Genomic DNA, 26987 nt, shown 5'->3' on the forward strand with positions numbered 1-26987 from the left:
TACCTATATTATATATCGTCATGCAATAGAGAAGAAAATAGAGAGAATGGATAAAACCTATTTCTTAAAGAAGACCGCTATACGCCAACAAGACACGAGTCCGCTGGGGACCCGTGCCTTGTTAGTTGGTGAGGGGAATAAAACCAATGTTTACAGCATACTGAGCTGCATTGTAACGATGGTTCGAGTGGCAAGTGTTGCACTGACATCAATCAAACGCTGATTCCGGCTGCCGCGGAAGGGAAGGGAAACATCACGCTCCGCTTCAACGTATCGACCGTCAATAATCACATCGCACAACCGGGCAAGCTCCGCTCTTGCAGGGTCGGTAATCAGTTCTTCATATTCGAATCCCGTGTAGGCCCATACCGTCAGATCAGGACGTGCAGCGCGGAGCTGATGGACCCAAGACGTACATTCTGCTGCCGAGAAAAAGGGATCACCACCACACAACGTAACGCCATCCAGCAATGGATGGGTCGTCACTTCATGCAGAATCTGCTGCTGCCGCTCCTCTGTAAAGGGCTCCCCCGCTCGAAAGCTCCATGAATCCGGACTGAAGCAGCCCGGACAGGCGTGACGGCATCCGCTGATGAACAACACGGCACGCAGGCCGGTCCCTTCATTTACCGATTCCGGGATGTAACCATATAGATTCACCGGTGTTTCACCCGATCCCGCACTTCGGCCTGCTTTGCAGCATTGAAGCGTACTTTGTAATCTCCGGTCAGATAGCCAGTTACGCGGCGTAACCGCTGGAAGTGTACATGGTTCTCGTGGGCTCCACAGTTTGGGCATACATCCCCAATGACGCCTTCATAACCACATGCAGGGCAGCGATCAATTGGATGATTAATGGAGAAATAACCGATATCCTGCGCCAGTGCATACTGTACAATTCGCAGGAAAGCTGCGGTGTTGGCCCGAACGTTTCCGTCAAGCTCCACATAGGAGATCGCACCCGCGTTACATAAAGTGTGGAATGGGGCCTCCAGTTCAATCTTCCGATATGCTGGAAGCGTGTGGTAGACCGGGATATGGAATGAATTCGTATAATACTCCCGATCATTCACTCCGGGAATAATGCCATAACGCTCTCTGTCGATCTTCGTGAATTTGCCGGACAACCCTTCAGCAGGTGTGGCAAACAGGGTGATATTCAAGTTATGCTGCTCGCTCATCCGGTCACAGAACTCTCTCATGGTCCGAATAATGTTGAGCGCTTCGCGATGTACATGAGGGTCCTGCCCATGATGGCGCCCATAGAGAGCTGTCATACATTCCGCGAGACCGATAAAACCAAGAGATAATGTTCCATGCTTTAACAGCTCGGCAACCGGCTCGTTCGGGCCAAGCTGTTCTCCACCTTCCCATACACCCTCCCGCATCATGAAGTCCGATGCCTTGGCAGGCTGCAATGTCTGAATTCGGTAGCGGTGCAACAGGCCGGAAGCGGCATTATGCATAACTGACTCCAAAGCAGTATAGAATCCGGCTCGGTCAGCGACAGCTCTTGCACCTTGGCAGATGCCAAACCGGATGCCGAGCTTCACGAGGTTAATGGTGTTGAAGGACAGATTACCTTTACCACTTTGACGATTGCGACCAAACCGGTCAGCCAGTGTACGTGTGCGGCATCCCATAGTTGCAATGATCGTATCCGGATCTTCCGGATGATAGAAAGGCAGATTGAAAGAGGCATCCACATTGACAAAGTTAGGATACATCCGCCGGGATGAACAGGTGACTGCGAGCCGGAACAGATCATAGTTCGGCTCTCCTTGAGCCTGATTGATCCCCTGTTTACATTGGAAAATATGTTGAGGGAACACGGGAGTCTCCCCGTTGCCCAGGCCACGAATGGTTGCTTCCAGCAACGAGCGTGATACCAACCGTCCTTCCGCAGAAGTACATAATCCATAGTTCAGTGAAGTAAATGGAATCTGACCACCCGCCCGGCTGCTCATCGTATTCAGGTTATGAATCAGTGATTCAGCAGCTTGTCCTGTCTCCAATTCAGTCTCTTCATAGGCGAAGGCATATGCCCGCGGACATTGATTCTTCGCTTCGATGCTATCCAGATGAAGCTGTTCATCCCCGATCAGAACATTTTCACCAAAGAGCCGTTGCCCTTTGCGGTAGTGTTTGCGGAACGATCGCTGTACATAAGGGGCCAGATCCCAGTCAATTTTATTGGCCGATACACCGCCATATTGACTGTTCTGCTGGGATTGGAAGATGATCGCAACCAGAGCCATGGCAGACATGATCGTCTGAGGTGTGCGAACCGATCCGTTACCTGTGTTGAAACCCGCAGCAAGGAGACGGTCAAACGGGATAAAGATACAGTTGGTCGTTCCAAGTGCATACTGATCCAGATCGTGTACATACAGATCCCCATTCTCCACAGCTTGGGCAAGCTCTTCCGGCAACACATGACGCAGAGCATGCCACTTGGCGGTCTCCGAACCGAGCCTGCTCATCTTACCACTGAAGGAATCCCCGTTCAGATTCGCATTTTCCCTCAGCGTATCGGCGTCTTCTGCGCCAATAATTCGTCTTCCCAGGTCGGATAATAGATCGGATGCCGGTGGGGTGGCATACTCAAGCATGTTCATGTAAGGTTCCTCCTAAAATGATTTTGGTTATCATTCAATTCACGTTAAATACTATATGTAGATTCGTCTTATCCATTTATAAACTATATGTGGTTTTTTGGGTGTGATAATGATCACACAGCTTACTGAACAAAGTGGACTTTCCTTTAATTGCTGCGGATAAAGGTTCCCAAAGTCTGAGCGGAAGCGTATAATTTCTAGTTATTCTGCAAGTATAATATCCGAAGTCGGACAAGATGGACTTTAATCAAGCTGAAAAAGCGAGTTGCAATGAATTCGCGGTCGTTAAACCATCCGTTTAAGACCTGCTTTTGTTCACAAATGGGCAATAGGCAGGGAGTATGATTCTCTTATACTTCTACGGTGTTAATCATATAAGTATAGATTGTGACAGCTATTCGGATTTTTGATGACCCCTGTACGTGATTAAACATTCTGAAATACAGATTTGAAAGTGCAGCTAAGATAAGAGGGGTGAATCATGGGGACGGCAGAAGGCATTACAAGAGGCTTCTATGAAGATATAAAGGAAGCTGCGGCCCATATCGTTGACGTATTAAGTGGTATATTGAAGGTCAATACCATCTTTGTTGCCACGAATGACGGGGTGACCAATGTCATTTTGGAGGCCTTTAATCGTACGGAAGAGTTAGTTGTTAAAGGCAGTGCACTTCCATTTACGGATTCATATTGCAGCCTGGTATTAAGAGACAACGGTAACGTGCTTACGATCCCGGATACATGTGAACATCCGATGACACGATCCATGGGCGTTACGAGCGGACTTGGCAATCGCTTCTTCGTGGGCGTGCCTATTATGAGAAGATCGGGCGAAACATTTGGCACCATCTGTCTGATGGATGATCCTGGTTATGTGATCAGCGAAACCGATATGAAGACACTGAAGGCGATGGCTGTATTCCTGGGTTATGTTGTTGATCTGGAAAGCACGTTGCATGTTCAGGAGCAGAAATTGAGTGATTCGGAACAAATGCAAGAACAGCTCCAGGCAGAGAAAGAACGTGCCGAATCTGAGGCTATGACCAAAACACAGATGTTGAAGCTAATGAGTCACGAGATTCGCAATCCTTTGAACGGTATTTTGGGACTAACAGATCTTATGCGCACACCGGATATGCCTGAGGAGCAGTCCGAATATGTGAACATGATTGAGACAAGCGGCAATATTCTGCTTTCCTTGCTGAATAATATGATGAATTTCAACACTAATGAAGCAGGTAAAACGGTTATACATGATGATCCGTTTGATCTGGTAGGCACCATTGAGAATACCGTGTATCTCTATGCCGGGATTGCGACGGGCAAGAACATTGAGCTGGGATTAAATCTTGAACTGAATGTATCTCAAGTGTTCGTTGGTGATGAAGTCAAGATTGGACAGTTGCTTGCACACGTCATTCAATATGCTCTCGATTCAACGCGTGAAGGTTCCGTTCTGATCACAGCAGTGGTGAACGGAGAAGAATTGGAGGAGACCGGTACACTTCAGCTCAAGGTGAAGTACACGGGTCAGATGTTATCGGACAAGAAGACACCAACCTTTAACTGCCAAGATGAAAATTTGAATATCCAAAAATTGATTGGAAGCAATCTAGGTTTAGCTGTAAGCCAGAATCTTGCCATTCTCATGCATGGCCGTATTCAGGTGAGTAGTGTGAAGGAAAATGAGACGGAATTCAACATCTCCCTTCCGTTGCGCAGATACTGGGAGTTACCTCAACTCGCAAGTGTTCAGCAGCGGTTAAAAGGGAAAAAGGTGTTGCTTGCCAAGGACCCTGACATTTTGCAAGGTGTCTCTTCCCTGATGCGTAGGTGGGAGATGGATGTACACATGACCTCGGGTGTGACATTAGCGCATGATTGGATCAAGGAAGGATTCATGCCGGATGTAGCCGTTGTGGATATGGGATTAATGGAAGGCGGCGCGGTTGATTTTGTACATGAACTGAAACAGCGACTGGAGAATCTGCCCGTCATTGTTCTTGTTCCTTATGGTATGCACATTGAATTGCATGAAGCAGAAGCCTTTGATGCTGTTCTGACCAAGCCGGTCAGACAGGCTGATCTGTTGAATGCATTGAGCATTACTTTGCCTTAGATCATGATCATAGATTTTTATTCGGCGCACCTTATAGGTGCGCTTTTTTTCGTTTTCCATTTTCTGAGCTAAAGCCCTTTTATTCCGAGCTGGTTACGTTACAATAGAAAGTGAACTTCATCTTTATAACCAACAGAGGAGGATGTACATTGGATTATCGCAGATTAGGTGGAAGCGGACTGAAAGTCAGCGAGATCAGCCTGGGAAGCTGGCTGACGTACGGAGGGTATGTGGAACGTGAGAATGCGGTGAAATCAATTGAAACTGCATTCGATGAAGGCATTAACTTTTTTGATACTGCCAATGTATACGAACGGGGTGCAGCAGAAGAACTGCTGGGGCAGACGCTCAAAGCATATTCCCGTGACTCTTATGTACTTGCAACCAAAGTATTTGGCAAAATGGGTGATGGTCCGAATGACCAGGGGTTGTCTCGGAAACATATCAAGGAGCAATGTGAAGCCAGCTTGAAGCGCCTAGGCGTTGAATATGTGGATATCTATTACTGCCATCGTTATCATACCGAAACACCAATTGAAGAAACACTCCGCGCGCTCGATGATCTGGTACGCCAAGGCAAAGTGTTATATGTGGGCGTCAGCCAATGGACTGCGGCTCAGATGGAAGCTGCGTTGGGTACAGCAGACCGTCTGCTCCTGGATCGTATCGTGGTCAATCAGCCGGTGTACAACATGTTTGACCGTTATATCGAAAATGAAATTATTCCGCTCGGTGAGCGTAAAGGCATCGGACAAGTTGTATACTCCCCGCTTGCTCAAGGTCTATTGACCGGGAAATATACGTCCGTTTCCGATATCCCAGAGAATAGCCGTGCTGCCAAGCTAGGATGGGACGAAGGAAAGATCAATGCGGATCGTATCGGGAAAGTTCGTCAACTGATTGAAGTGGCGGACAAGCTGGATCTGAAGGTTGGCCAACTGGCCCTTGCCTGGATTCTGCGCCAGAACAATGTATCCAGTGCACTTGTAGGGGCGAGTCGTCCCGAGCAGGTAAAAGAGAACGCGGCTGCATCTGGCGTGAAGCTGGATGCTGCCATTGTGGAGGAGATTGAGAGTATCCTTGCTTGATCTCCTGTCAGCACACAAGCTGAGATGATATGCAATGATTTATAAAGAAAGGGATGTCCTGTGCGCCTGAATAGGCGAACGAGACATCCCTTTTTTGGAGCGTTGAAAGGTTAGATTATTGAAAGGTTAGATCTTACTTTAAAGTGTAAGAGGCAAGGAGCGAAAAGTTAAGGCACACACACGGTTACGCCCTGTATTCTTGGCTTCATATAAAGCACGATCGGCCTGTTCGAAGAAATCATCATCGTCATGATCATCACAATGATCGGGATATACGGCTACACCAATGGAGATGGTTAGACGTGTCGTGTGCCCGTCGGGCAGAGCAAAATGGTATTTCTCTACAGCCTGTCTTATAGATTCGGCGGTAGCCACGGCCTGACGGTGTCCACAGTCGAGCAAGAGAATGGCGAATTCCTCCCCACCATTTCGTGACACGATATCAGCAGAACGTGCATGCTCAACAAGCAGTTGTCCAAGTTGCTTCAGGACCGCATCGCCGGCGGAATGACCATAGGTGTCGTTTACCTTTTTGAATCGGTCAATATCAATGGCAAGCAAGGAAAGCTTCTGTTGGTAATCCCTCGCACGCTGGAGTTCCAGTTGAAGTGATTTTTCGAACTGTCGTCGATTGCTCAGGTTGGTAAGATGATCGGTAGATGCTCTTTTTTCCAATAGAAATAACATTTCATTGGATTTATTAATGAATTCTGCGATGAAATAGATAAATAATCCACCGGCAAAAGAAATGGTCATTTGTAACGGATATATCTTCATTAATGAATTCATGCTGTCTGTATTCAACATAAGGATGATAAAGATTAATGTCATGCCAAGCAGATTCATTGTAATTATTTTGGTCAGTCTGGACCAGGGAGCATAGGCGAAGTATACACCGGACAGTCCGATCAGAGTCATGACAAATCCTGCATCTATGGCAGAGGATGATAAGCCGAACATCAGAATACGAATGACCGAGATCATGAGTCCCGTAACGACCGAAGCCAATCCTCCCATATATACCGCTGCGGTAACGATGGCCAGATGCCGTAGATCTACAATCGTAGTTTCGTTCAGAGGGAAGGAATAGTTCATGAGTACTGTGCCATATATACCGAACAATAAGCCGCCGATCAACTGAACACGTAACGAGGGAAAAGGCAATCGGATACTATAGAACTTTGCGATGATCCCGGACACATACATAAACGTAATCATGACACAGATATTAATGAAAAAAGTGCTAAACAACCGACATTCCCCCCTTTTTACGCACATCCCTATATTTTATCTGAAAATTGGTGCTGTAGCGAACCATATTATCCCAAATTTATGAGGGGATTGCTGGGAAAGATGTTTTATTTGCATATACAGGATGTTAGAGTGATATTGACTTCAATATACAATGAGATTTATACTTAATCTAAATCAAAATGTATTCCTTCTTTTTGGGAAGACCATCATAAGTAGAAGATCAGTGTCTGATTTCATATAAAATGGATCAATAATAAAGGAGAAATGGTTGTGAGAACTTTAAATCTGACGATACAACGGCAAGCGGTATATGATGTGGTGCGCCATTCAGAGGATCACCCGACAGCTGCTGATGTCATGAATCGACTCGTGGAACAAGGATATAATCTGGCCTATGGTACGGTGTATAATTCTCTTCGTTATCTGACGGACAAAGAATTGATACGGGAACTTAAACTCGGAGAGACAGCAAGCCGGTACGATGCCCGTATGGATGATCATCAGCATATTATGTGTGAAGTGTGCGGCAAAGTGGACGAGGTGATGACGGAAGTTCCTCCACAATGGATGAAACAGGTAGCTGAAGAAACCGGATATGCAATCGATCATGCTCATGTGGTCTTTGGAGGTGTCTGCGGGGAATGCAGAAACAAACGGATCAAGTAAAAATAAAACTGCCTGGCCGCCGTTTACCCCTAAGGGTTAAACCAGCCTTGTCTGACTCAACACCCCTTGTGGACAATTGTCCGGTTACAAGGCGTGTTATTCTGATCAGCCCGATGCCGGGGCAGGTTCATGAACTGGTAAAGGCCTTAACGGATAGCTGCTTTGATGTACTGGTCTTCCATCGCTGGGAACCGGATCTGCATGAGCGCCTTGTCTTTGATCTGTTGATCTATGATCTGTCTGTTGCTGGAACTATCGATGCATTTGCCGGCATTAGTAGCCGATTGAATCGTGAGGCTGAGCACACAACCCCTTGTCTGTATCTGGTCGGTGAGAAGATGATTGGTAGCGCGAGTGGACCGATGCTTCAGGAGGAGTTGCTGGTGTGGCCTGCACGCCCGCAGGAAGCACTTTACCGAGTGCAGCGCATGATTGGCAACAGCCCTGCTTTGCCCAACCGTGGTTTTTTGCCTGAGGATGGACACCGTATCGGATTTAAAGATCTGTGGCTTGATCGTGAACGGATGAGTGTGCAGCGCGATAATAACCGGATTCATCTAACCAAGACCGAATATGATCTGTTACTCAAGCTGATTGATGCCAAAGGTGCAGTCATTTCCCGTGAGGAAATGCTCAGCGATATCTGGGAGACGGACTTTACAGGTGGAAGTAATGTGGTCGATGTTCATATCAAAAGCTTGCGCAAAAAATTGGGCGATAATGCGTCTTCGCCGCAATATATTGTAACAGTAAGAGGAGTGGGCTACCGCCTGGCGGATTAGTCCGCTTTTTTTTTGCCCAAATTTTATCTTTCACTTCATGCTTTTTCGGGTACTACCTAATAGATAGGCAGATCAGAATCATTCCCTTAAAACATGTTCATAGTTCATTCATGAATGTTGAAGAACCTCATCTTAATCTCATGTGAACCTCATGCAAGAGCAGAGTGGGACATGTTAGAATCAATTTAACAGTTAGATCAAGTCTAAATGTATATTTAAACCGAAGCCGAATATGATTTTAATAGTAGATATATAACAGCCGTGAGACCCATTAGAGGAGGACGACATGATGACAGAACGTATGACAACGAATCAGGGAGCACCTGTAGGTGACAACCAGAATTCCCGCACAGCAGGCAGAAGAGGGCCGACACTGCTTGAAGACTACCATCTCATTGAGAAAATAGCCCACTTTGACCGTGAACGTATTCCCGAAAGAGTCGTACATGCGAGAGGTGCCGGAGCTCATGGTGTATTCACGCTGGAGCAGAGTATGAAGGCTTATACAACAGCTGACTTCCTACAAGATCCAGGTACGGAGACGGATGTGCTGGTTCGTTTTTCAACCGTTATTCATGGTACGGGATCACCAGAGACTGCACGAGATCCACGTGGATTTTCCGTCAAATTTTACACACGGGAAGGCAACTATGATATTGTCGGTAATCATCTGCCCGTTTTCTTCATTCGTGATGCGATGAAGTTCCCTGATATGGTGCATTCCTTGAAGCCGGCTCCGGATACAAACATTCAGGAACCTGCCCGATATTGGGACTTTATGACCCTCTCACCGGAATCAACACATATGATGACCTGGTTGTTCTCTGATCTGGGCACACCAGCAAGTTATCGGGAGATGGATGGTTTCAGCGTACATGCTTTCAAATGGATTAATGCACAGGGACAGGTCCACTATGTGAAATACAAATGGGAGTCTGCACAAGGCGTGCGAGGCTTCTCTCGTCAGGAAGCTGCCGAGGTACAAGGACAGGACTTTAATCATGCTACCCGGGACCTGCATGAACATATCAAGAACGGGCAATACCCGCAGTGGAAGCTTCAGGTACAGCTCTTGAAGCCGGAGCAAATGGATGATTTTGCTTTTGATCCTCTCGATCCAACCAAAACATGGCCTGAAGATGTATTGCCGTTCCATACGGTAGGGACCATGACCCTGAATCGGAATCCACAAAACTTCTTTGCTGAAGTGGAGCAGGCGGCCTTTTCTCCTAGTGCGCTTGTACCCGGAATTGAGCCTTCCGAAGACAAATTGTTGCAAGGACGCCTATTCTCCTATCCAGATACACAGCGTCACCGGCTTGGACCGAACTATTTGCAAATTCCGGTGAATTGCCCGTACGCACCCGTTCGTAATCATCAGCGTGATGGACTCATGAATGTGAATCAGGACCCATCTCCGGTGAACTATGAACCCAACGGTTCAGGAAACAGCCCGCAAGAAGATCCGGCATACCGGGACAGTCAGGTTCCGTTGCAAGGGCATGTTACAAGAGAGAAAATCGAGAAGACGGATGATTATACGCAGTCAGGGGAGCTTTTCCGTTCATTTACTCCTGTAGAGCAGCAGCATTTGCTTGATAATCTGATCAATGACCTTAAGGGCGTATCTGTTGATATTCAAATGCGTGCCCTGTGCCACTTCTTCCGAGCGGATGGACAGCTTGGCGGACGTTTGGCTCATGGACTCGGCGTGGATATTTCTGCACATATGCCGTCACAGGATGGAAAATAAAGTATAGTTTGACCATGTTCTACAACATCATACGGACTAATATTCGTTGAAGACCGGGCAGAACCGCGAACGTGCGGAACTCCCGGTCTTTGGCCTTTTTTACTGAAATGGAAAACAAATTTACAAATCATTTACATAAAATAGCTGACATAGAGGTTGACTTCTCATTTGATGGCACTACAATGGGTAGTGTGAGGGGTGTCAGAAAATGAGAATACACAATTTCAAAGTGGGTGAGCGTGGGCTCAACCGATTTTTTGGTCCGCTGGAGGCCAAGATCATGGACATTTTATGGGCTCGTCCTGGCAGTAGCATCCGTGAAGTGCAGACCGCACTTGAACAAGACAAAGACGTCAATTTTAATACAGTCATGACCGTGATGAACCGGCTCGTAGACAAGGGACTTCTCGGAAAGTCACAAAAGGGCAGAACATCTTTGTACCAACCGGTACAGAGCAAGGAGGAGTTTATGAACGACCAATCCAAGGAACTGTCACATGAGTTGGTGGATGAATTCGGAGCTTTGGCATTGAATCATATGCTGGATGCGCTGGACGAAGCAGATGCGGGTCTGATTGAACGCTTGGAACAGAAGATCAAACAATGGAAAAAGGATAGCGATTAAGATGTGGAAGACCCGCTCGAAACTTTTGTTTACCGTCGGGTTTGGCATTCCGTTACTCGTGTTCATACAGATGTTCATGTACGCGATGTACAAAATTTTTGGCTGGGATATCCCGTTTAACCTGCTCTGGCTCTGCAATCATTGGATGAGTCGACTGGGATGGTTATCCGTGGGACATTTCCTGCTGGCACTGGTATTGCTGACATTTGCGGGAACAGGTTGGTTGTTAATGGTGCGTATGATGAAAACCAGAGCAGCCGTACGTAAGCTTCGCTTCATGGAGGTGCGTGCATTGTCTCGCGAACTGGAGTCCAAGTATCACCATCTCGGACAGCCGGGATTCATTGTGGTGGACAAGCATTCTCCGGTTGCATTTACAATTGGTTTATGGAGACCTTGCATCGTACTCTCCACGGGACTTCTGACGATGCTGGATGCAGAAGAGGAGACTGCAGTTGTGTACCACGAAGTTCATCATCTGTGGCACCGTGACCCACTGAAGACAACACTGTTATCGGTATTTGCAATCATGATGCCGTATATTCCTGTATTGAAGCATACTTCGAAACATTACAATATTGTTAGAGAAATTCTGGCAGACAATGAGGCCATTGAGCGTACAGGCAATGTGGCAGGCATTGGCAGTGCTTTGCTCAAGTTGCTCCGTGCTTGTCCTGAACCTTGGGGGGCCAAAGAACTGACCGTTCAATCCTCATTTGCGGATACGTCGGTGAATGTCCGCATTTCACGTCTGCTGGACCCGGAACAGGACGTGACGCTGAGGTTGCCACGTTATGCTGTTCTGATGTCGGCTACTGTTTTTCTATTGCTGTCTATCTTGTTTGTTTGGTCCATCGGATAGATTAATTGGGCTAAATGTGAAGTCGAATATAATGAGGAAGGAAGATGAACATGAATAATAAAAGTGTAGAGATTGGATTACTTTTCTCAAGGATTATGATCGGTTTGATCTTTGTATTGCACGGCTGGAGTAAATTCGAAGGTGGAATCAGCGGTACGGTAGGTTTTTTCGAAAGTATTGGTATTCCCGGATTTCTTGCATCCGTTGTAGCCATCATTGAGTTGGTAGGTGGTGTAGCGATGATTCTGGGTCTGGGAACACGTGTGTTTGCTGCCCTGTTTGCAATCGTGATGGTTGGCGTTCTGTTTACAGCCAAAGTGGGTGAGCCGTTCCTGAGTGGTACCGAGTTAGATTACCTGCTGCTTGCGGGTTCCCTGACACTGCTCTTCACAGGAAGCCGCCTCCTGGCCGTGGATTATCTGTTCTCCAGACAGGGGAATGCTCGCCAAAATGTGAGTGCTTGAATTGACTAACGATCGCTAAAAAATAATGAAGTGCAGGATGAGTCCTGTAACGAGGTTCTTTATTGGCCAGGCCGGTTCGGGAATTGATTTGCGAACCGGGCTGATCAGTAGAGAACTTTTTTCGTTTGGACGACATGCCTGTGGTTTGTTACAATGAGAATAAGTATGCTACTAAGAAAAAATAAGGAGGATGCATTTTATGATTAACGTCATTCCATCCGATGCCCGCTCCAGCTTCGATCGAGGCTGGCTCCGTGGTAGTCACAGCTTTTCTTTCGGAGAATACCAAGACCCGGAGAATACGGCGTTTGGACCGATGCGGGTAGCGAACGACGATGTGATCGCGCCTGGTCGCGGTTTTGGGGCTCACCCGCATAGTGATATGGAGATTGTATCCATCGTACTGAACGGCAAGTTGCGACATGAAGATAACCTTGGGAATGTAGCCGTTACAGGCTTTGGCGGTATCCAGCGGATGTCAGCAGGCAGTGGCATGATTCATACCGAACATAATACATCCGATACCGAAGAAGTACGTTTGCTTCAGCTCTGGTTCATGCCACAGACAAAAGGGTTGGAGCCCTCCTATGAAACGACATCATTTGACCCAGCGGCATTGGCAGGAGCACTCGTGCCGATTGTATCCCCAGAAGGGGGACCTAGAGTTGCGACCATTCATCAGGATATGACGATCTACCTTGGCCGATTAGCCAAAGACGAAACGTTAACCTTTAATCAGGATTCGGGCCGCCGAATGTACATTTTCTCCATCGAAGGCAAGCTGGGATTGGACGCAGAGTACCTGTTGAACGAAGGCGACACGGCTCGTGTGGAACAGCGGGATTCAATCGAACTGCAAGGAAACGAAGATACGTTCTATATGATTATTGATTTGCCGTAGATGGCTGATGAAATGAACTCCAAGATGAAGGAGGATATACACGTATGGCGCAACAGGAATGGTTTATGGTTAAACATGCGGTGACCGGGCGAGGGTTAGCTAATAGCAAAACAGATTCGCTGTCCTATCGGTTCCAACAGGAGGGTACAAGTTTCATATTTACCGTTACGGGTCTGGACGAGCAGATTGTGGAACAGATTATGGAGCTTAGACAGGAACTGAATGTATTCCGTTTTGTCCAACGCAAGGATCAGCCCCTTTTGAAACACTGGTACTACGTAGATGGTGAACGGGTAGTATACGACAGGGAGAGTCACACGCTAAGCATCTATGCGAAGTCGGAGATTCGTTATGTGCCTGAAGATTATTTTGCGGATTAACTTATAAGTACCTATAGAACTTGGAACATCTCAGAGGTCTCTGTTATATACAGAGGCCTTTTTGCTGTCTGAAAACTCAGAGAATTTAATCGTAATTTTGCAAAAAAGACCACATAATTCCCTGCTGTCTGGCACAAGCTACCTTGTATAAAAACAAGAACGGAGGGGCGGCATATGGCAGACAAAACATCTGGGAAAGACAAGTCCGGACAACCGGGACGAGCTTCAGAAGAAAAAAAACATATTCCTTTGGGACTGCCGTCCCCACCTTTTCTTCGGCAGCCAATTAGTGCAGTACATGAAACTCAGATTAAGGCGGTAAAGGAGATATTCTCCGATTGTTCTGATGTGGTTTTTCGCAACGTCATGATTACGCCTGAAGTGAAAGGACTTCTGGTCTATATCGAAGGCATTGTCAATTCGGCTGATATCCAGGAACACATGCTGCGACCGATTATTCGAGGGCTGGTGCAGCAGCGCACAGATGAACCTGATGTTCCACTGGATGATACAACCGTTGAGCTAACACAGGTGAAGCGAGTGGATACCTGGGCTGCTGCGACAGAAGGGGTGCTGGCATCCTCTGCCCTTCTGGTGGTCGATGGAAGTAACAAAGCCTGGATGTTCAATGTCAAAGGTGGCGTCAGACGTGGTGTGGAGGAACCGCAGACAGAATCCGTCATTCGGGGACCGCGGGAGGGATTTACCGAAACGCTCCGTGTGAATACGGCCTTATTGCGGTTCAAGCTGAAAACACCTGCGCTCAAGATGGTGAGTATGACCCTTGGAACAGACACCAAGACAGATATTGTGCTGACCTATCTAGAAGGTATTGCTGATCCAAAAACGATTCAAGATGTCAAGAAACGTCTGGAAAAAATCAATATTGATGGCATCCTGGAGACGGGTTATATCGAGGAACTGATTGAAGATCATCCGTATTCCCCTTTCCCTCAGATGCACTATTCGGAGCGGCCGGATACCGTTGCAGGCAATCTGTTGGAAGGACGCTTTGCCATTATGGTAGATGGAACCCCATTCTCGCTGATTGCTCCAGTCACGATGTGGCAGATGCTGCAAGCCAGCGAGGATTATTACGAGCGATTCTTCATCAGTAATCTGGTGCGGTGGATTCGCTTCCTATTCGTAGCCATCGCTCTGTTCCTGCCAGCCTTGTATATCTCTATTACAACATTTCATCAGGACATGCTGCCAACTACGCTGATTCTGAGTATTGCGGGTGCACGGGAGGCTATACCTTTTCCGGCTTTGGTGGAAGCCCTCATCATGGAGCTGTCGTTCGAAGCTCTCCGGGAAGCGGGGGTCAGGTTACCCAAGACAGTGGGTCAGGCTGTCAGTATCCTCGGTGCACTCGTGATCGGACAGGCGGCAGTTCAAGCGGGGATTGTATCCGCACCGATGGTTATTATCGTATCCATGACAGGAATAGCTTCCTTCACGATCCCGCGATTTAACTTCGCGATTACGGTGCGTCTGCTCCGATTTCCGATCATGTTACTAGCAGGTATGCTTGGACTATACGGCATCGTCATCGGCTTGGTCCTGATCTCGGTGCATCTGACACAGATGACTTCGTTCGGTGTCCCATATCTCTCTGGTCTTAGCCCGTACAGTAAAACAGATACCAAAGACATTCTCATTCGTGTGCCATGGTGGAAAATGATCAATCGTCCTTCTACGGTACATCGGGATCAGAAACGGATGACCGAAAAGATCAACGGTTCCCCTGAAGCTGAGGAAGGGTGGTGAACCCATGCAGATCATATATAAGTACCGGGCAGTGATAGCGCTGTTGTTATGTACCACTTTTATTTCAGGTTGCTGGGATCGTAAGGAGATTAACGATGTTGCCTTTGTGATTGGTATTGCTGTTGATAAGGAGGGGGACAATTACAGATCCAGTCTTCAGATTGCTCTGCCAGGACAATCCGGTTCTTCCGGTAGTGAAGGAGGCGGAGGCGGCACGAGTGGGGATAAATCCTGGTTCATGTTATCCAATACAGCCAAATCTGTGCATGGTACGTCTATTGAAGGTCAAAAGGAACTCTCACGAACAATCTATTACGCGCATCGCCGTACGATGCTTATTGGTGAGGAGCTTGCCCGGGATGGCGTGGCCCCCATGCTCGATCTGTTTACACGGTATCCGCTGAACCGACTCTCTGCATTGCCAGTGGTCACAAAAGGTGCAGCATATGAGGTCATGGATACGGATGCACCTATAGAGAAGTTTCCATCCGAGATGGTGCGGGAACTGTGCTTCCTCAATATGCGTAATCCACGTTCACTTAAAACGTTTATCGATGCCATTCTTAGTGAAGGTGTGGATCCATTCCTGCCGGTCGCTTCGAAAGTGACCAATGTTCCAAAAGGGTGGAAGGACGCCAAAACAAACATCAAGCTGGATGGATTGGCCATCTTCAAGAAAGATAAACTGGTTGGCATGATCGACAAAGCTCCAGCCGATGCGCTCATTCTTGCTATGGGCGAGGCCAATGCACCGGAGATTATGGTTAAAGCTCCTGGCGGAGATGGAAATATGTTCATCAAGTTGAACGAGAACAACGCTTCACTACATCCCAGTATCAAGGCTGACAAGGTCACCGTGAATATTGAATTATATGCCAAGGGAGTTCTCGTAGATAACGAATCCAATTATGGCGACCGGCGTGAGAATGAGATTCTGAAGTTACATGAAGCCATTCACGAGAAAATAAAATTGGATATCGAGGAAGGTGTCCGGTTGGTTCAGGGAAAATACCATGCGGACATCCTTGGAATCGGTCGATCCATTCATCAACATCTGCCGGCCAAGTGGGACACGATGAAGGATCGTTGGGATGACATATACCCTGAAGTTGAGGTGACGGTTACCCCCCATGTCCTTATTGAAAACGTTGGGGTGAGCAATAAACCAATTGGCGTCGGAGAGGATGAAGTTGTACATGATTAAACCACTCTTATTTACCTTCCTGGCCATGGTAATCGTGGTCATTTTGATGGATTTCAGACATTTGAAACAGGCAGCTGCCATTAATCGCTGGCTATCCTATAGTTTGATAGCAGTGGCTACAGGCATTTGGTTCTATGTGACTAATCTAAGCAAAACCTTATTTGTGTCGGTATGGATAAGCCACGTTATCCAGCGCTTACTGCCACTGCCCTAGGTTGTGGACAGGATGCATTAAGTTTGCGAGATCGCGAGAGGGAAAGGAGGTATATCATGAATCAGAGAGTGACACACCGTCAGATGATCCTGCTCGTGCTGCTGCTCAGTATTTCAGGAACGTTAATTCAGCCTCACGCCCAAGCTATCTACTATGCGGAACAACACGCTTATCTCTCGTATATACCTGTAGTCGTAGTGATGCTTGCATCCATGTGGATGTTAAGTCGGGTCCAGCGGAGATTTCCGGATCAGGATCTATTTCAAGCCCTTGCTGGGCGGTTCCCCTTTTTGGGAAGGCTCGCAGGATTGATGTACATTTTGTTTTTTTTCTTTGTGTTTGCGAGGGATATCCGGTTAACGGGGGATTATATCAGCATAACTTTGTTAGAGACAACGCCCATCTCCATCATTGTGTTATCTCTGATCGTTATGGGAGTTTTTATCGTCAGAGGTGGGCTCGGCTCCTTAATCGGTATGTCGGAGTTGTATGTGACATTGTTTCTCTTAAACTCCGTGATTGTGCCTTTCATGCTCATTCAACAGATCAATATGGATAATTTGATGCCGTATTTTCACGTTGATGTTACGGGAGTGGGCAAGGGGAGTTGGTACATATTTTCGTTTTACGGAGAGATGATTGCATTACCTTTTGTTATCAAAGGCAGTGATTTTCGATATAAATCGGTTGTGTCAGGTATTATCCTCTCTGCACTCCTGATGATGCTAATCCTTGTGGAGACCATTACCTCCATTGGAGTTCCTATCGCTTCAAGGTTGGTGTATCCCTCCTATGAACTGGCAAGACAATTGCAAATCAGTGATTTCTTGGATCGGTTTGACCTTGCCCTGGCAGCGGCAACCTTGCCTACCATGATTACGAAGATTGCATTTGACCTGTACTTTGTCTGCTGGGGATTGAAGCGAATGATTCCGAACGTATCGGGGAAGGTATTGACAGGCCCGATTGCCCTCGTCGGATTTGTCTGTGCATTCTGGTTCTTCCGAAATGCCATTCAGCTCAATCGTTTTACTAGGGAATGGACATGGATTGCCATTGTTTTTGAAGTACTGTTCCCTATCGTGCTGTTTCTTTTCCTTCGTCCTCGCAAAAAGGATAAAAAAGAATCTACCCAACAGAGAGCGGGAGACCAGCCAAAGAAAGAGAAGCATGAGCCGGAACAAAAATCGGCTGATTCGGAAAAGGACGGAGAGAAAAGACGGAAAGATTCTCATGGCGGAGAACTCCAGCCTTCCTGATACATTCCATCAAAAATCCTTATAGATGAACGGGTAAAAAGAGGGAAAGCACAGTTTCCCTTCACAGAAGTACCCTGTATACTGTAGTCAGACTGATGAACATTCGGCTGAACTAACGGGGGGAACATGAATGGCTCAACATTTGGCAGGTGTGCGTGTAGCATTGACAGGACCACGAAAATCAAAAGAAATGTCCATACTGGTTGAAAAAATGGGTGGAATCCCGCTTGTGCGACCGGCACAGGGGACCGTATTCCTGGATGATCGGAGTATCAGGGATGGGCTGGTATCCTGGATATCAGACCCGCCAGACTGGGCGGTGTTAACTACGGGTATGGGATTGGATGCATTATTTGAAATGGCTGAGGATATGGAAGTGGCAGGCCAATTGTTGGATGTGTTATCGGAATCCTCAATTGCGGCAAGGGGATACAAGACGGTGAATGCGCTCAAAAAGCGCAAGTTAACACCGCTGGTACGAGATGATGACGGTAGCACGGACGGGCTCATTCGAGAATTCGCCCCACATGATCTCGCAGGGAAAAAGGTTATGTTGCAGCTTCATGGGGAGACAGCTCCCAAACTCGTTGCATGGTTGGAAGAACAAGGTGCAATTGTCAGACAAGTGCTTCCTTACCGCCATGTACCGCCAGAAGAGGCAGAACTGGAACAGTTATTGAATGAAATTCTAAAGTACGAAGTAGATGCTGTTGCGTTCACAAGTGGACCGCAGGTTAGGTTTCTGACGCAATATGCGGCCTCCCAGGACAAGCTTGAGCCGATGCTTGCAGCCTTCAGACAAGGTGTAATTCCTGCGTCTGTAGGTAAAGTTACCGCAAACTCCATGCGTGAAGAAGGCATTGAGGCACTGGTCATTCCGGAGGAAGAGAAGATGGGAGCACTCATCGTTGAGCTTGGACGTTACTTTGCAGCAGGGCGTGCGGCCAAGATTAGAGATTAGTGGCCTGCTTTTAGATCAGTTCGACAAAAAGCTTTTGGCGTCGCTTCATGAATAAAAAGTGTGCATTAATCTTAACCGCATCGCTATATGATGCGGTTTTGTTTAGATTATAGAATTTATACGTTACAACTAAAATACGAATGTACATCCTTGATAGTGCTTCGATCAGAAGCTTTTCTTATCTCGAAGAAAAGGTGGAAATGACGATGACCATTGCAGATCCTAACGCCAGACCCCGACTGATCATTGCAGGCACCGGAAGTGGTGCAGGGAAAACGACAGTAACCTTGGGGCTGATGAGAGCACTCGCTCAGCGTGGTTTGAGTGTACAAGGGTTCAAATGCGGCCCAGACTATATTGATCCGACCTACCATACCGCTGTTACGGGCAGACCGTCACGCAATTTGGATGCATGGATGACATCGCCTGAGTATGTGAGAGATACGTTCGAGAAGGCATCGGCGGGACATGATATTTCCATTATCGAGGGCGTTATGGGCCTCTACGATGGCAAAGATCCGCTTAACAATACAGGCTCAACTGCAGAGATTGCTCTGGTCACGCAGACCCCTGTGATTCTGGTTGTGGACGTACGCAGCATGGCTCGCAGTGCGGCCGCGATTGTCTTGGGTTTTCAACAACTGGAGCCTGAATTAAATATTGCCGGAGTGATCGTCAACCGGTGTGGAAGTGCGGGTCATTATACCATTGTGCAAAAAGCCATTGAGCAGATGTGCGGCATTCCTGTGGTTGGCTGGCTGAAGCGGGACGAAGACATGTCCATCCCGGAGAGACATCTGGGGCTGGTACCTGCCATTGAGCGCGGTGAACTGGAGCTATTATTTCAGCGGGCTGCCGATGTGCTGATGGAAGGCACTGATCTGGATCTTCTGCTGGGACTGGCGGCAAGCGCCCCGCCGTTAAATGCAGAAGAAGTGAGTCCTGCCACGACTGCCCACACGGATTCGGCTAATGCTGAATCAGGCTCCAATTACGATTCACAATTCGATTCAGTGATCCGCGTTAATAATCGACATGTATCATATGCGGTACAGCCTGTCATTGCCGTTGCGCGCGATGCCGCATTTAATTTCTATTATCCCGATAATCTGGAATTGCTCGAAGCAGCCGGGGCCCGATTACAATACTTCAGTCCTCTTGCTGGCGAAGGTATTCCAACGGATGTGGATAGCGTCTATTTGGGCGGCGGGTTTCCAGAGGAATTTGCAGCAGAGATTGCCGGTAACCAAGGGTTCTTGGAAGGACTTCGACAGGCAGTACAATCCAACATGCCTTTATTTGCCGAGTGTGGTGGTTACATGGTGCTTGGAGAAACGTTGACCGACCGAGAGGGAGTTACTTTCGACATGGCGGGCATTATCCCCGCACAGGTGCAGATGCAGAAGAAGCGCGCTGCGCTTGGCTACCGTGAAGCGAGTAGCGTTCAGGATTCCTTTTTACTGAAAAAGGGTGAAGTACTTCGAGGTCATGAATTTCATTATTCGACAATGACCTATCGTGATGAAGAAACGATTCCTTATGCGTATGAGACCAAGGGGATGCGTGGCTTGAAGCAAGAGGGATATGCCGCAGGCAACATCGTGGCGGGGTATACGCACGTTCATCTGGGCTCTTACCCGGCAGCTGCTCGAAGATGGGTGGAACATTGTTTAGTCTATCGGCAGGAGCGAGATATGCAGAGATAATAACAGCTATTTATAGCTCAAATAGATAGCTGAATTCAATAAGCAAAATGGCTCTAATCTCGCTTTTACCTCCTGAGTCTTTGGTCGTGAAGTTGGCAATCCTATTCTGAATTAAAGGTTTTCAGATGAATATGTGGAATGAATAAAAGACAGAATCATTATGCGAGGGAGGGACATTATGATGAGAACCGTATGTGTAACGGGAGCTGCCCGGGGATTGGGATTGGCTTTGACGGCACAGATGCTGAAGAGAGGGTATCTCGTGTATGCGGCCGGTCTGGACGTGGAAGATTCCGAGGGAATTCGTATGCTTGCAGAAGGATATCCTGACCATCTGCGCGCCATCGAACTGGATATCGCGGACGACCTGTCGGTAGCTCTGTTCACGGAGACATTGAAGCTGGATACGAATCATTTGGATATGCTGATCAATAATGCGGCTATACTAGGAAGTATTACGGATCATATCCGCGGGCCGTTGAATATGGCGGAGATGGCTGAAGTATTTAATGTGAACACCTTAGGTACACTGCGTGTGACTCATTCCCTGTTACCCCTCCTTCTTCAAGGACAGGTCAAGCTGATTGTTGATATCTCTTCCGAGGCTGGAAGTATAGAACAATGCAGTCGGGATGGGTGGTATGCCTATTGTATGTCCAAAGCTGCTTTGAACATGCAGGCCCGTCTTGTGCACAATGGTCTGAAGGATGAAGGCGGACAAGTGATGCTTGTGCATCCCGGTTGGGTACAGAGTTATATGAGGGGCGAATTGGATGTTGCTGCGGATCTCACGCCCGAGCAATCTGCACAGCATATCGCAGTACTTATCGACCGCCATGAACAGTTTAAAGGAGATCAGCCCGCATATGTGGACTACAAGGGAGAGAAGCTCCCCTGGTAGTTGGTTTTATACAGTGAGGTGAACAAGAAAGGAGATTAATTGAATGGATCATCGTAAAAAAGCATTATTACTTGGCGATTATACACATCCGGATTGGCACCCGCTTCAGGGGGTGGATGCGGAGATTAGCCGAATTTTCCATGATACTATGACTGTGCAGTGCAGTGAGAATCGGAATATGTTGCTGCAAGAAAATATAACCGGGTTTGATGTATGTATCTCATACATGGACGATTGGAAGGGTAAAGTCTCTCCACAGCAGACAGCAGGTTTGTTGTCCTATGTAAGTAATGGGGGTGGACTGGTCATTATACATAACGGCATTTCGCTCCAAAATCGTTATGAGCTCAAACAGATGATCGGTGCCAAGTTCCTGCATCATCCGGCGTATGCACCGCTTGAATTCACTGTAACGGCGGAAAGCCATCCCGTGACGGAGGGCATTTCGAATTTCACAATGGAAGAAGAGCCTTATCAGTTCGAATTTGGTTCTTTTGCCGAAACGAAAATATTGCTTGAATATCAATCCGAAGAAGGACCAAAGCCTGCGGTTTGGGCTCATCGATATGGTGTTGGGCGTATTGTTTATCTGATGCCGGGTCACCATGTGCCGTCTTTTGCACACGAAACGTACCGCAAGTTACTTCTGCAAGCAGGCAAATGGGCTGCGCGTTACGTCTGATCGGACTGACATTTTTGCATGCAGAGTATAAGGGGTATAATATAGAGATCAACGAAGAGGAGGATGACAAAAATGAGCGATTTGTTCAAAAAGGCGATCTCGTTAGGGCTTGGTCTTACTGTCGTAAGCAAAGAAAAAATTGAGAAAACCGTGGATGATTTGGTCAAGCGCGGGGAACTTGCGCCCGGTGAATCCAAAGCTTTGGTTGAACGTCTGCTGGAACGGGGCGATGAGGAGCAAGGCCAGTTCAAGAGAGTGATTCAAGAACAGGTCAAGCGTGTGCTTCAGGAAGCTGGTGTGGCATCCGAAAGTGATGTAACCAGTCTGGAACAGCGCGTTGCCGTTCTGGAGAAAAAACTTGCCGAACTGGGCCACTCACCACAGCTTCAACCTGATGAATCCCCAGCTCCACTTGAAGTTCCTCCTCCTCTCAAAGGAAACGAGATCGAGTAGATGGCAGTGCGAATCAAACATGTCGGCAGATACCGTGAAATTGCCATGGCGCTAGTGCGTCATGGCTTCGGTTATATGGTCGAGGAGCTGGGTTTGTTCCAGCTGCTCGCTCTGCCCAGACGGTGGATGTCGCGTGAAGCACACACCACCAAAACGCTGAGTGAACGCATCAGGCTTGTGCTGCAGGAGCTGGGGCCAGCTTTCGTCAAGCTGGGGCAACTCGCAAGCACAAGGGCAGATCTGTTGCCTGAGTCTGTCATTCGCGAGCTGGTGAAGTTGCAGGATCAGGTCCCACCGTTCTCTTCCGAGACGGCACGGGGTATTTTGGAACAGGAATTGGATACACCGCTGGAGGAGATCTTTTCCCGGTTCGAGGATACCCCTGTAGCTGCGGCCAGCATTGGACAGGTGCATCTGGGCAAACTTCGAAGCGGTGAGTCGGTAGCCATCAAGATTCAGCGGCCGGGCATATCGCGTATTGTGCAGCGTGACCTGGATATCTTGCGTGAACTGACAGCCATGGCCGAGAAGCGCTGGGACTGGGTGAAGCAATATCAGATTCCGCAAATGGTCGAAGAATATGCTCAGGCGTTGATGGCCGAGCTGGATTATACGGTCGAAGGCCGAAATACGGAAAAGATTGCACAGCAGTACCAACAGGACAACAAGGTGAAAATCCCGGCAATTTACTGGGATCAGACTTCGTCCCGTGTGCTCACTATGGAGTATATCGAAGGTATCAAACTCAATGATCGTGAAGAACTGGTCAGACGCGGTCATGATCTGAATAACATTGCCGAGCGACTGGTGGATTCATTATTGAATCAGATCTTTATTCAGGGTTTCTTTCACGCTGACCCACATCCAGGCAATCTGATGGTATTAAAGGATGGACGTCTTGCTTTTATAGACTTCGGTATGGTGGGCAGTCTGAGTGATGAGATGAAACAACAGCTCGCTTCGCTTATTATTGGGTTAATGCGCAAAGATACCGACAGTATGATCCGGGCGATTGAGAAACTCGGCATGATGCCAGATGACATGGACCTGCGTGGTCTTCATGTGGATTTGGACAAGTTGCGTACCAAATATTACGATATTCCCTTTTCCAAGATTAGTGTGGGTCAGGCGTTGAATGATTTGTTCGGCGTAGCTCAGAGGCACCGGGTTGTCATGCCTGCGGATATTCTGCTGCTCGGTAAATCGTTGCTAACGATGGAAGGTGTAATCGAACATCTCGATCCTACCCTGAGCATTGTAGATATGGCCGAGCCTTTTGGGCGGAAGCTGATCAAGGAACGTTTTAGCGCAGGAAGAATCAAGAATCGGTTGTTCCGCAGTGCGGCTGATATGGCAGAGAGTGTCATTGGTCTGCCAGGGCAGTTAAGGCAATTATCATCCATTATTAGCAAAGGCAAGCTGAGGCTGGAGATTAGTGTCCCTGAACTGGATGCACTCATGCGCAGAATGGATCAGATTAGTAATCGGCTGTCTTTCAGTATTGTGTTACTTGCCTTCTGTATCATTATGGTGGGCCTGATTATCGGTTCGTCGATCAGTCATCAGTCCACGATGCTGTGGGATATTCCGGTCATTGAGATTGGTTTCCTGGTGGCGATTCTAATGGTGGCTTTCCTGCTCTATTCGATATTCAAATCGGGAAGGTTCTAGCAACGGCATTACATCACAAGAATACCCGTAAAGAGACTTTCTTCAAAGGATCTTTGCGGGTTATTTTTTGTGAATAGAGAATTGGTGAGTAAATTATAGAAAGATTAAGATAATAGAAGAAAAGGTTCTGTTTTTTCGCCTTAACTGTATTAGTACATATCCGGTCCTGTGACTATAATAATAGGTCAGTACATTAACGGACCCGGTTTTTCTGAGAGGGGAAAACCTATGGGCATCAGGATCAGCTCCTGATGTCGCACGAGTAAGACAACTGAGGCAGTAATGGAACACCAGCGGTACACACTGGAACGGAAAAGACATGAGTGCATATTAATCCGTCAAGGCTATATGGATGGTAAATAATGATGCAACTCAGGGATGAGCATAGGTGAATGACGCGGAGAGGAATCCGTTGTTTTGTGCTGTCCTGGGTAGATGGTTAGTGTGAACGGCTTCCGTTACTCTTCAGTGGGATTGTCCATTATAAGGAATACACGTAGGAGGAACGGCAAGAACATATGAATACTTTAAAACAACAATGGTTTGGCAACATTCGCGGAGACGTGCTGGCAGGCATTACGGTAGCGCTGGCGTTAATTCCGGAAGCCATTGCGTTCTCCATCATTGCAGGTGTTGATCCGATGGTCGGATTATACGCTTCGATTACGATTGCGATTGTGATCTCGATTGCTGGTGGAAGACCAGGCATGATCTCGGCGGCAACAGGTGCCATGGCGGTACTGATGGTTGGACTCGTCAAGGATTATGGCGTGGAATATCTTTTTGCGGCTACGATTTTGACTGGCATTATCCAGTTTTTACTGGGCATATTTAAAGTTGGGAGATTTATTACGTTTGTGCCTCATTCGGTACTGACCGGATTTGTTAACGCACTGGCTATACTCATCTTTATGGCGCAGTTAACCCATTTCACGGGAGCGAACTGGATCATGTATGCGATGGTAGCGGGTACGCTGGCGATCGTTTATATTTTGCCACGGTTTTTCAAAGGCATTCCAGCTCCACTGATTGCAATCGTCGTAATGACGATTATTACCGTGGTGTTTCATCTGGACGTAAGAACAGTCGGCGACATGGGGAATATAACGAGCACTCTGCCGATGTTCCATTTGCCAAATATTGCGTGGACTTGGGACACGCTGATGATTCTGTTGCCTTATTCATTCACCATGGCACTGGTTGGTTTGCTGGAATCCCTGCTGACCGCAACCATCGTGGATGAGATGACCGAGACCAAAAGCAGCAAGAATCGTGAAGTGCGTGGTCAGGGTATCGCGAATTTCGTGAACGGTTTGTTTGGCGGCATGGGCGGCTGTGCGATGATTGGGCAGTCGGTCATTAATGTGAAGTCTGGCGGACGTGGAAGATTATCTACGTTTACTGCGGGTGCGTTTCTCGCGATCCTCTTGTTGCTGTTTAGCGGTGTGGTGAAACAGGTACCGATGGGGGCACTCGTCGGTGTGATGTTTATGGTGTGTATCGGAACATTCGACTGGAGTTCTATCAAAAATATAACTCGCGTGCCGCGCGCGGAAGCCTTTGTCATGATCGTGACGGTGGCGATTGTGGTCTATACCCACGATCTGTCGATCGGGGTTATGGTCGGCGTTGTGCTCAGTGTGCTGCATTTTGGCTGGAAACAGACCAAGATTCGCGTACAGGCGAGCCAGGAACAAGGGCAGAAAGTATATCGGGTTCACGGACCATTCTTCTTTGGCTCCTCGTCCCGCTTTGTAGATGAGTTCGATGCAGAGGCCGATCCGAATGAGATCACGATTGATTTCGGAGGTTCACATATCTGGGATAACACTGCGGTTGTGGCTATCGGCAAAGTGAAGTTCAAATACGCGAAGCTTGGCAAAACCGTGCACCTGCGCGGGTTAAACGAGGAAAGCTCCCGTATTCTTGAACGGAGTGGATTTGCTACAGCTGGAGGGCACGGTTCGTAACTTGGTTGCAACGAAGGTTGTTGTCCAAAGGTGCAATGTCTGACTATAGTTACGCGGACAAGGTGAAAAATGAACGGTTTAGTAAATCTGGAATTAAGGATCTAAACAAGTAATGAAGTTATGAGGGCTACTGTCCTAAAGTAGTGGTGAGCAGACATGTGACAGCCCTGTGTAGTAGATAACATAAAAAGATACTTTCTATCAGCGGCGCACTTTTTCCTAAAATAAATTGGGGAGAGGGCGTCGTTGTTTTTATTAGAGTGTGTGGTGTGTACAGTGAAGAAGAGAACAGAAAAAGAACGAAGAAGAAGAAGAAGAAATAGTTCTAATGGTGGTAGTGGTAGTTCTAGTAGAAGTTGTAGTAGTAGTTCTAGTAGAAGTATAGGTAGTGCTTGTTGTTGTTGTTGTTGTTGTTGTTCCTAGTTCTAGTATTTGTAGTTGGTGTTCTGGTTCTAGTATATGTTGTTATTGCTGTAGCTGATGTTACTGTGTTGATGCTTGTGTCCTCCCTATGTGTAAACTCTAACGAACCTGGTGGACCTATGTCAAAAAAGTAGACACTACGCTGCGGATTTGTCCGTAAATTTCATCGCAAAACGAGCAGGGGAAAGATACCCTAGCGCGCCATGCATTCGCTTGCGGTTGTAATAGAACTCGATGTACTGGTAGATGGCAGTATAAGCC

At 47.4% G+C, this 26987-nt stretch carries 25 protein-coding genes; 21 read left to right on the plus strand and 4 right to left on the minus strand.

The window, feature by feature from the left end:
- Positions 1-150: 150 nt before the first annotated feature.
- Together nrdG and AC1DE7_RS23545 are read right to left on the minus strand one after the other, a co-directional pair.
- Positions 151-660 carry an anaerobic ribonucleoside-triphosphate reductase activating protein gene (gene nrdG, locus AC1DE7_RS23540; protein WP_477535299.1) on the minus strand — a complete coding sequence of 170 codons (510 nt, stop codon included), beginning with the start codon at positions 658-660 and terminating at the stop codon, positions 151-153.
- Positions 657-2618, minus strand: a complete 1962-nt coding sequence (locus AC1DE7_RS23545) for an anaerobic ribonucleoside triphosphate reductase (RefSeq protein ID WP_477535300.1) — start codon at positions 2616-2618, stop codon at positions 657-659. Before AC1DE7_RS23545 ends, nrdG begins: the two co-directional genes overlap by 4 nt.
- Before the next feature lie 481 nt (positions 2619-3099).
- Here AC1DE7_RS23545 and AC1DE7_RS23550 point away from each other — a divergent pair, with 481 nt between their 5' ends.
- Together AC1DE7_RS23550 and AC1DE7_RS23555 are read left to right on the plus strand one after the other, a co-directional pair.
- A complete protein-coding gene (locus AC1DE7_RS23550; RefSeq protein ID WP_477535301.1) occupies positions 3100-4737 on the plus strand; it encodes a hybrid sensor histidine kinase/response regulator in 1638 nt (545 codons plus the stop codon).
- 149 nt (positions 4738-4886) lie between these two features.
- A complete protein-coding gene (locus tag AC1DE7_RS23555) occupies positions 4887-5825 on the plus strand; it encodes an aldo/keto reductase family protein (protein WP_047840782.1) in 939 nt (312 codons plus the stop codon).
- Positions 5826-5963: 138 nt separating this feature from the next.
- Here AC1DE7_RS23555 and AC1DE7_RS23560 read toward each other — a convergent pair whose 3' ends face one another.
- On the minus strand, positions 5964-7076 hold the full coding sequence (locus AC1DE7_RS23560) for a GGDEF domain-containing protein (RefSeq protein ID WP_036612810.1): 1113 nt from the start codon (positions 7074-7076) through the stop codon (positions 5964-5966).
- A 273-nt stretch (positions 7077-7349) separates the two neighbouring features.
- On the opposite strand from AC1DE7_RS23560, the gene AC1DE7_RS23565 reads away from it, so the two are divergent.
- From AC1DE7_RS23565 to AC1DE7_RS23655, 19 genes are all read left to right on the plus strand, one after another.
- Positions 7350-7745, plus strand: a complete 396-nt coding sequence (locus tag AC1DE7_RS23565) for a Fur family transcriptional regulator (protein WP_036612807.1) — start codon at positions 7350-7352, stop codon at positions 7743-7745.
- Positions 7721-8527, plus strand: a complete 807-nt coding sequence (locus AC1DE7_RS23570) for a winged helix-turn-helix domain-containing protein (RefSeq protein WP_477535302.1) — start codon at positions 7721-7723, stop codon at positions 8525-8527. Before AC1DE7_RS23565 ends, AC1DE7_RS23570 begins: the two co-directional genes overlap by 25 nt.
- A 289-nt stretch (positions 8528-8816) precedes the next feature.
- Positions 8817-10280: a catalase gene (locus AC1DE7_RS23575; RefSeq protein ID WP_477535303.1), complete on the plus strand. Its 1464-nt coding sequence runs from the start codon at positions 8817-8819 to the stop codon at positions 10278-10280.
- 208 nt (positions 10281-10488) lie between these two features.
- The gene (locus AC1DE7_RS23580) at positions 10489-10905 is read left to right on the plus strand and encodes a BlaI/MecI/CopY family transcriptional regulator (RefSeq protein ID WP_017691824.1); all 417 of its coding nucleotides are present in this window, start codon (positions 10489-10491) and stop codon (positions 10903-10905) included.
- A gap of 1 nt (position 10906) precedes the next feature.
- Positions 10907-11767 carry a M56 family metallopeptidase gene (locus AC1DE7_RS23585; protein WP_477535304.1) on the plus strand — a complete coding sequence of 287 codons (861 nt, stop codon included), beginning with the start codon at positions 10907-10909 and terminating at the stop codon, positions 11765-11767.
- Positions 11768-11817: 50 nt separating this feature from the next.
- A complete protein-coding gene (locus tag AC1DE7_RS23590) occupies positions 11818-12231 on the plus strand; it encodes a DoxX family protein (protein ID WP_339190902.1) in 414 nt (137 codons plus the stop codon).
- 199 nt (positions 12232-12430) lie between these two features.
- Positions 12431-13132, plus strand: a complete 702-nt coding sequence (locus AC1DE7_RS23595; protein WP_477535305.1) for a pirin family protein — start codon at positions 12431-12433, stop codon at positions 13130-13132.
- 44 nt (positions 13133-13176) lie between these two features.
- Positions 13177-13512: a hypothetical protein gene (locus AC1DE7_RS23600; RefSeq protein WP_036612792.1), complete on the plus strand. Its 336-nt coding sequence runs from the start codon at positions 13177-13179 to the stop codon at positions 13510-13512.
- Between the two features lie 174 nt (positions 13513-13686).
- Positions 13687-15282, plus strand: a complete 1596-nt coding sequence (locus tag AC1DE7_RS23605; protein WP_051447282.1) for a spore germination protein — start codon at positions 13687-13689, stop codon at positions 15280-15282.
- A 4-nt stretch (positions 15283-15286) separates the two neighbouring features.
- Positions 15287-16486 carry a Ger(x)C family spore germination protein gene (locus AC1DE7_RS23610; protein WP_477535306.1) on the plus strand — a complete coding sequence of 400 codons (1200 nt, stop codon included), beginning with the start codon at positions 15287-15289 and terminating at the stop codon, positions 16484-16486.
- A complete protein-coding gene (locus tag AC1DE7_RS23615; RefSeq protein WP_036612790.1) occupies positions 16479-16700 on the plus strand; it encodes a hypothetical protein in 222 nt (73 codons plus the stop codon). The genes AC1DE7_RS23610 and AC1DE7_RS23615 overlap by 8 nt, the downstream gene beginning before the upstream one ends.
- 56 nt (positions 16701-16756) lie before the next feature.
- Positions 16757-17959, plus strand: coding sequence for a GerAB/ArcD/ProY family transporter (locus AC1DE7_RS23620; protein WP_282320026.1), 1203 nt, complete (start codon positions 16757-16759; stop codon positions 17957-17959).
- Between the two features lie 130 nt (positions 17960-18089).
- The gene (locus tag AC1DE7_RS23625) at positions 18090-18920 is read left to right on the plus strand and encodes a uroporphyrinogen-III synthase (protein ID WP_253503853.1); all 831 of its coding nucleotides are present in this window, start codon (positions 18090-18092) and stop codon (positions 18918-18920) included.
- Positions 18921-19126: 206 nt separating this feature from the next.
- Positions 19127-20626 carry a cobyrinate a,c-diamide synthase gene (locus tag AC1DE7_RS23630; protein WP_477535307.1) on the plus strand — a complete coding sequence of 500 codons (1500 nt, stop codon included), beginning with the start codon at positions 19127-19129 and terminating at the stop codon, positions 20624-20626.
- Between the two features lie 181 nt (positions 20627-20807).
- Positions 20808-21527 (plus strand): SDR family oxidoreductase, encoded by a 720-nt coding sequence (locus AC1DE7_RS23635; RefSeq protein WP_036667833.1) that lies wholly within the window; start codon positions 20808-20810, stop codon positions 21525-21527.
- A 43-nt stretch (positions 21528-21570) separates the two neighbouring features.
- Entirely contained in the window at positions 21571-22209 is a 639-nt protein-coding gene (locus AC1DE7_RS23640; RefSeq protein WP_036667831.1) for a ThuA domain-containing protein, read from the plus strand.
- A gap of 72 nt (positions 22210-22281) precedes the next feature.
- The gene (locus AC1DE7_RS23645) at positions 22282-22662 is read left to right on the plus strand and encodes a phasin family protein (protein WP_036612779.1); all 381 of its coding nucleotides are present in this window, start codon (positions 22282-22284) and stop codon (positions 22660-22662) included.
- A complete protein-coding gene (locus tag AC1DE7_RS23650; protein ID WP_477535308.1) occupies positions 22663-24333 on the plus strand; it encodes an ABC1 kinase family protein in 1671 nt (556 codons plus the stop codon). It begins immediately after the preceding gene.
- Positions 24334-24851: 518 nt separating this feature from the next.
- Positions 24852-26303 carry a SulP family inorganic anion transporter gene (locus tag AC1DE7_RS23655; RefSeq protein WP_477535309.1) on the plus strand — a complete coding sequence of 484 codons (1452 nt, stop codon included), beginning with the start codon at positions 24852-24854 and terminating at the stop codon, positions 26301-26303.
- 560 nt (positions 26304-26863) lie between these two features.
- Here the strand turns inward: AC1DE7_RS23655 and AC1DE7_RS23660 are convergent.
- Positions 26864-26974 (minus strand): hypothetical protein, encoded by a 111-nt coding sequence (locus tag AC1DE7_RS23660; RefSeq protein ID WP_477535313.1) that lies wholly within the window; start codon positions 26972-26974, stop codon positions 26864-26866.
- Positions 26975-26987: the final 13 nt, after the last annotated feature.

This window comes from Paenibacillus sp. 10L310 (assembly GCF_056395745.1).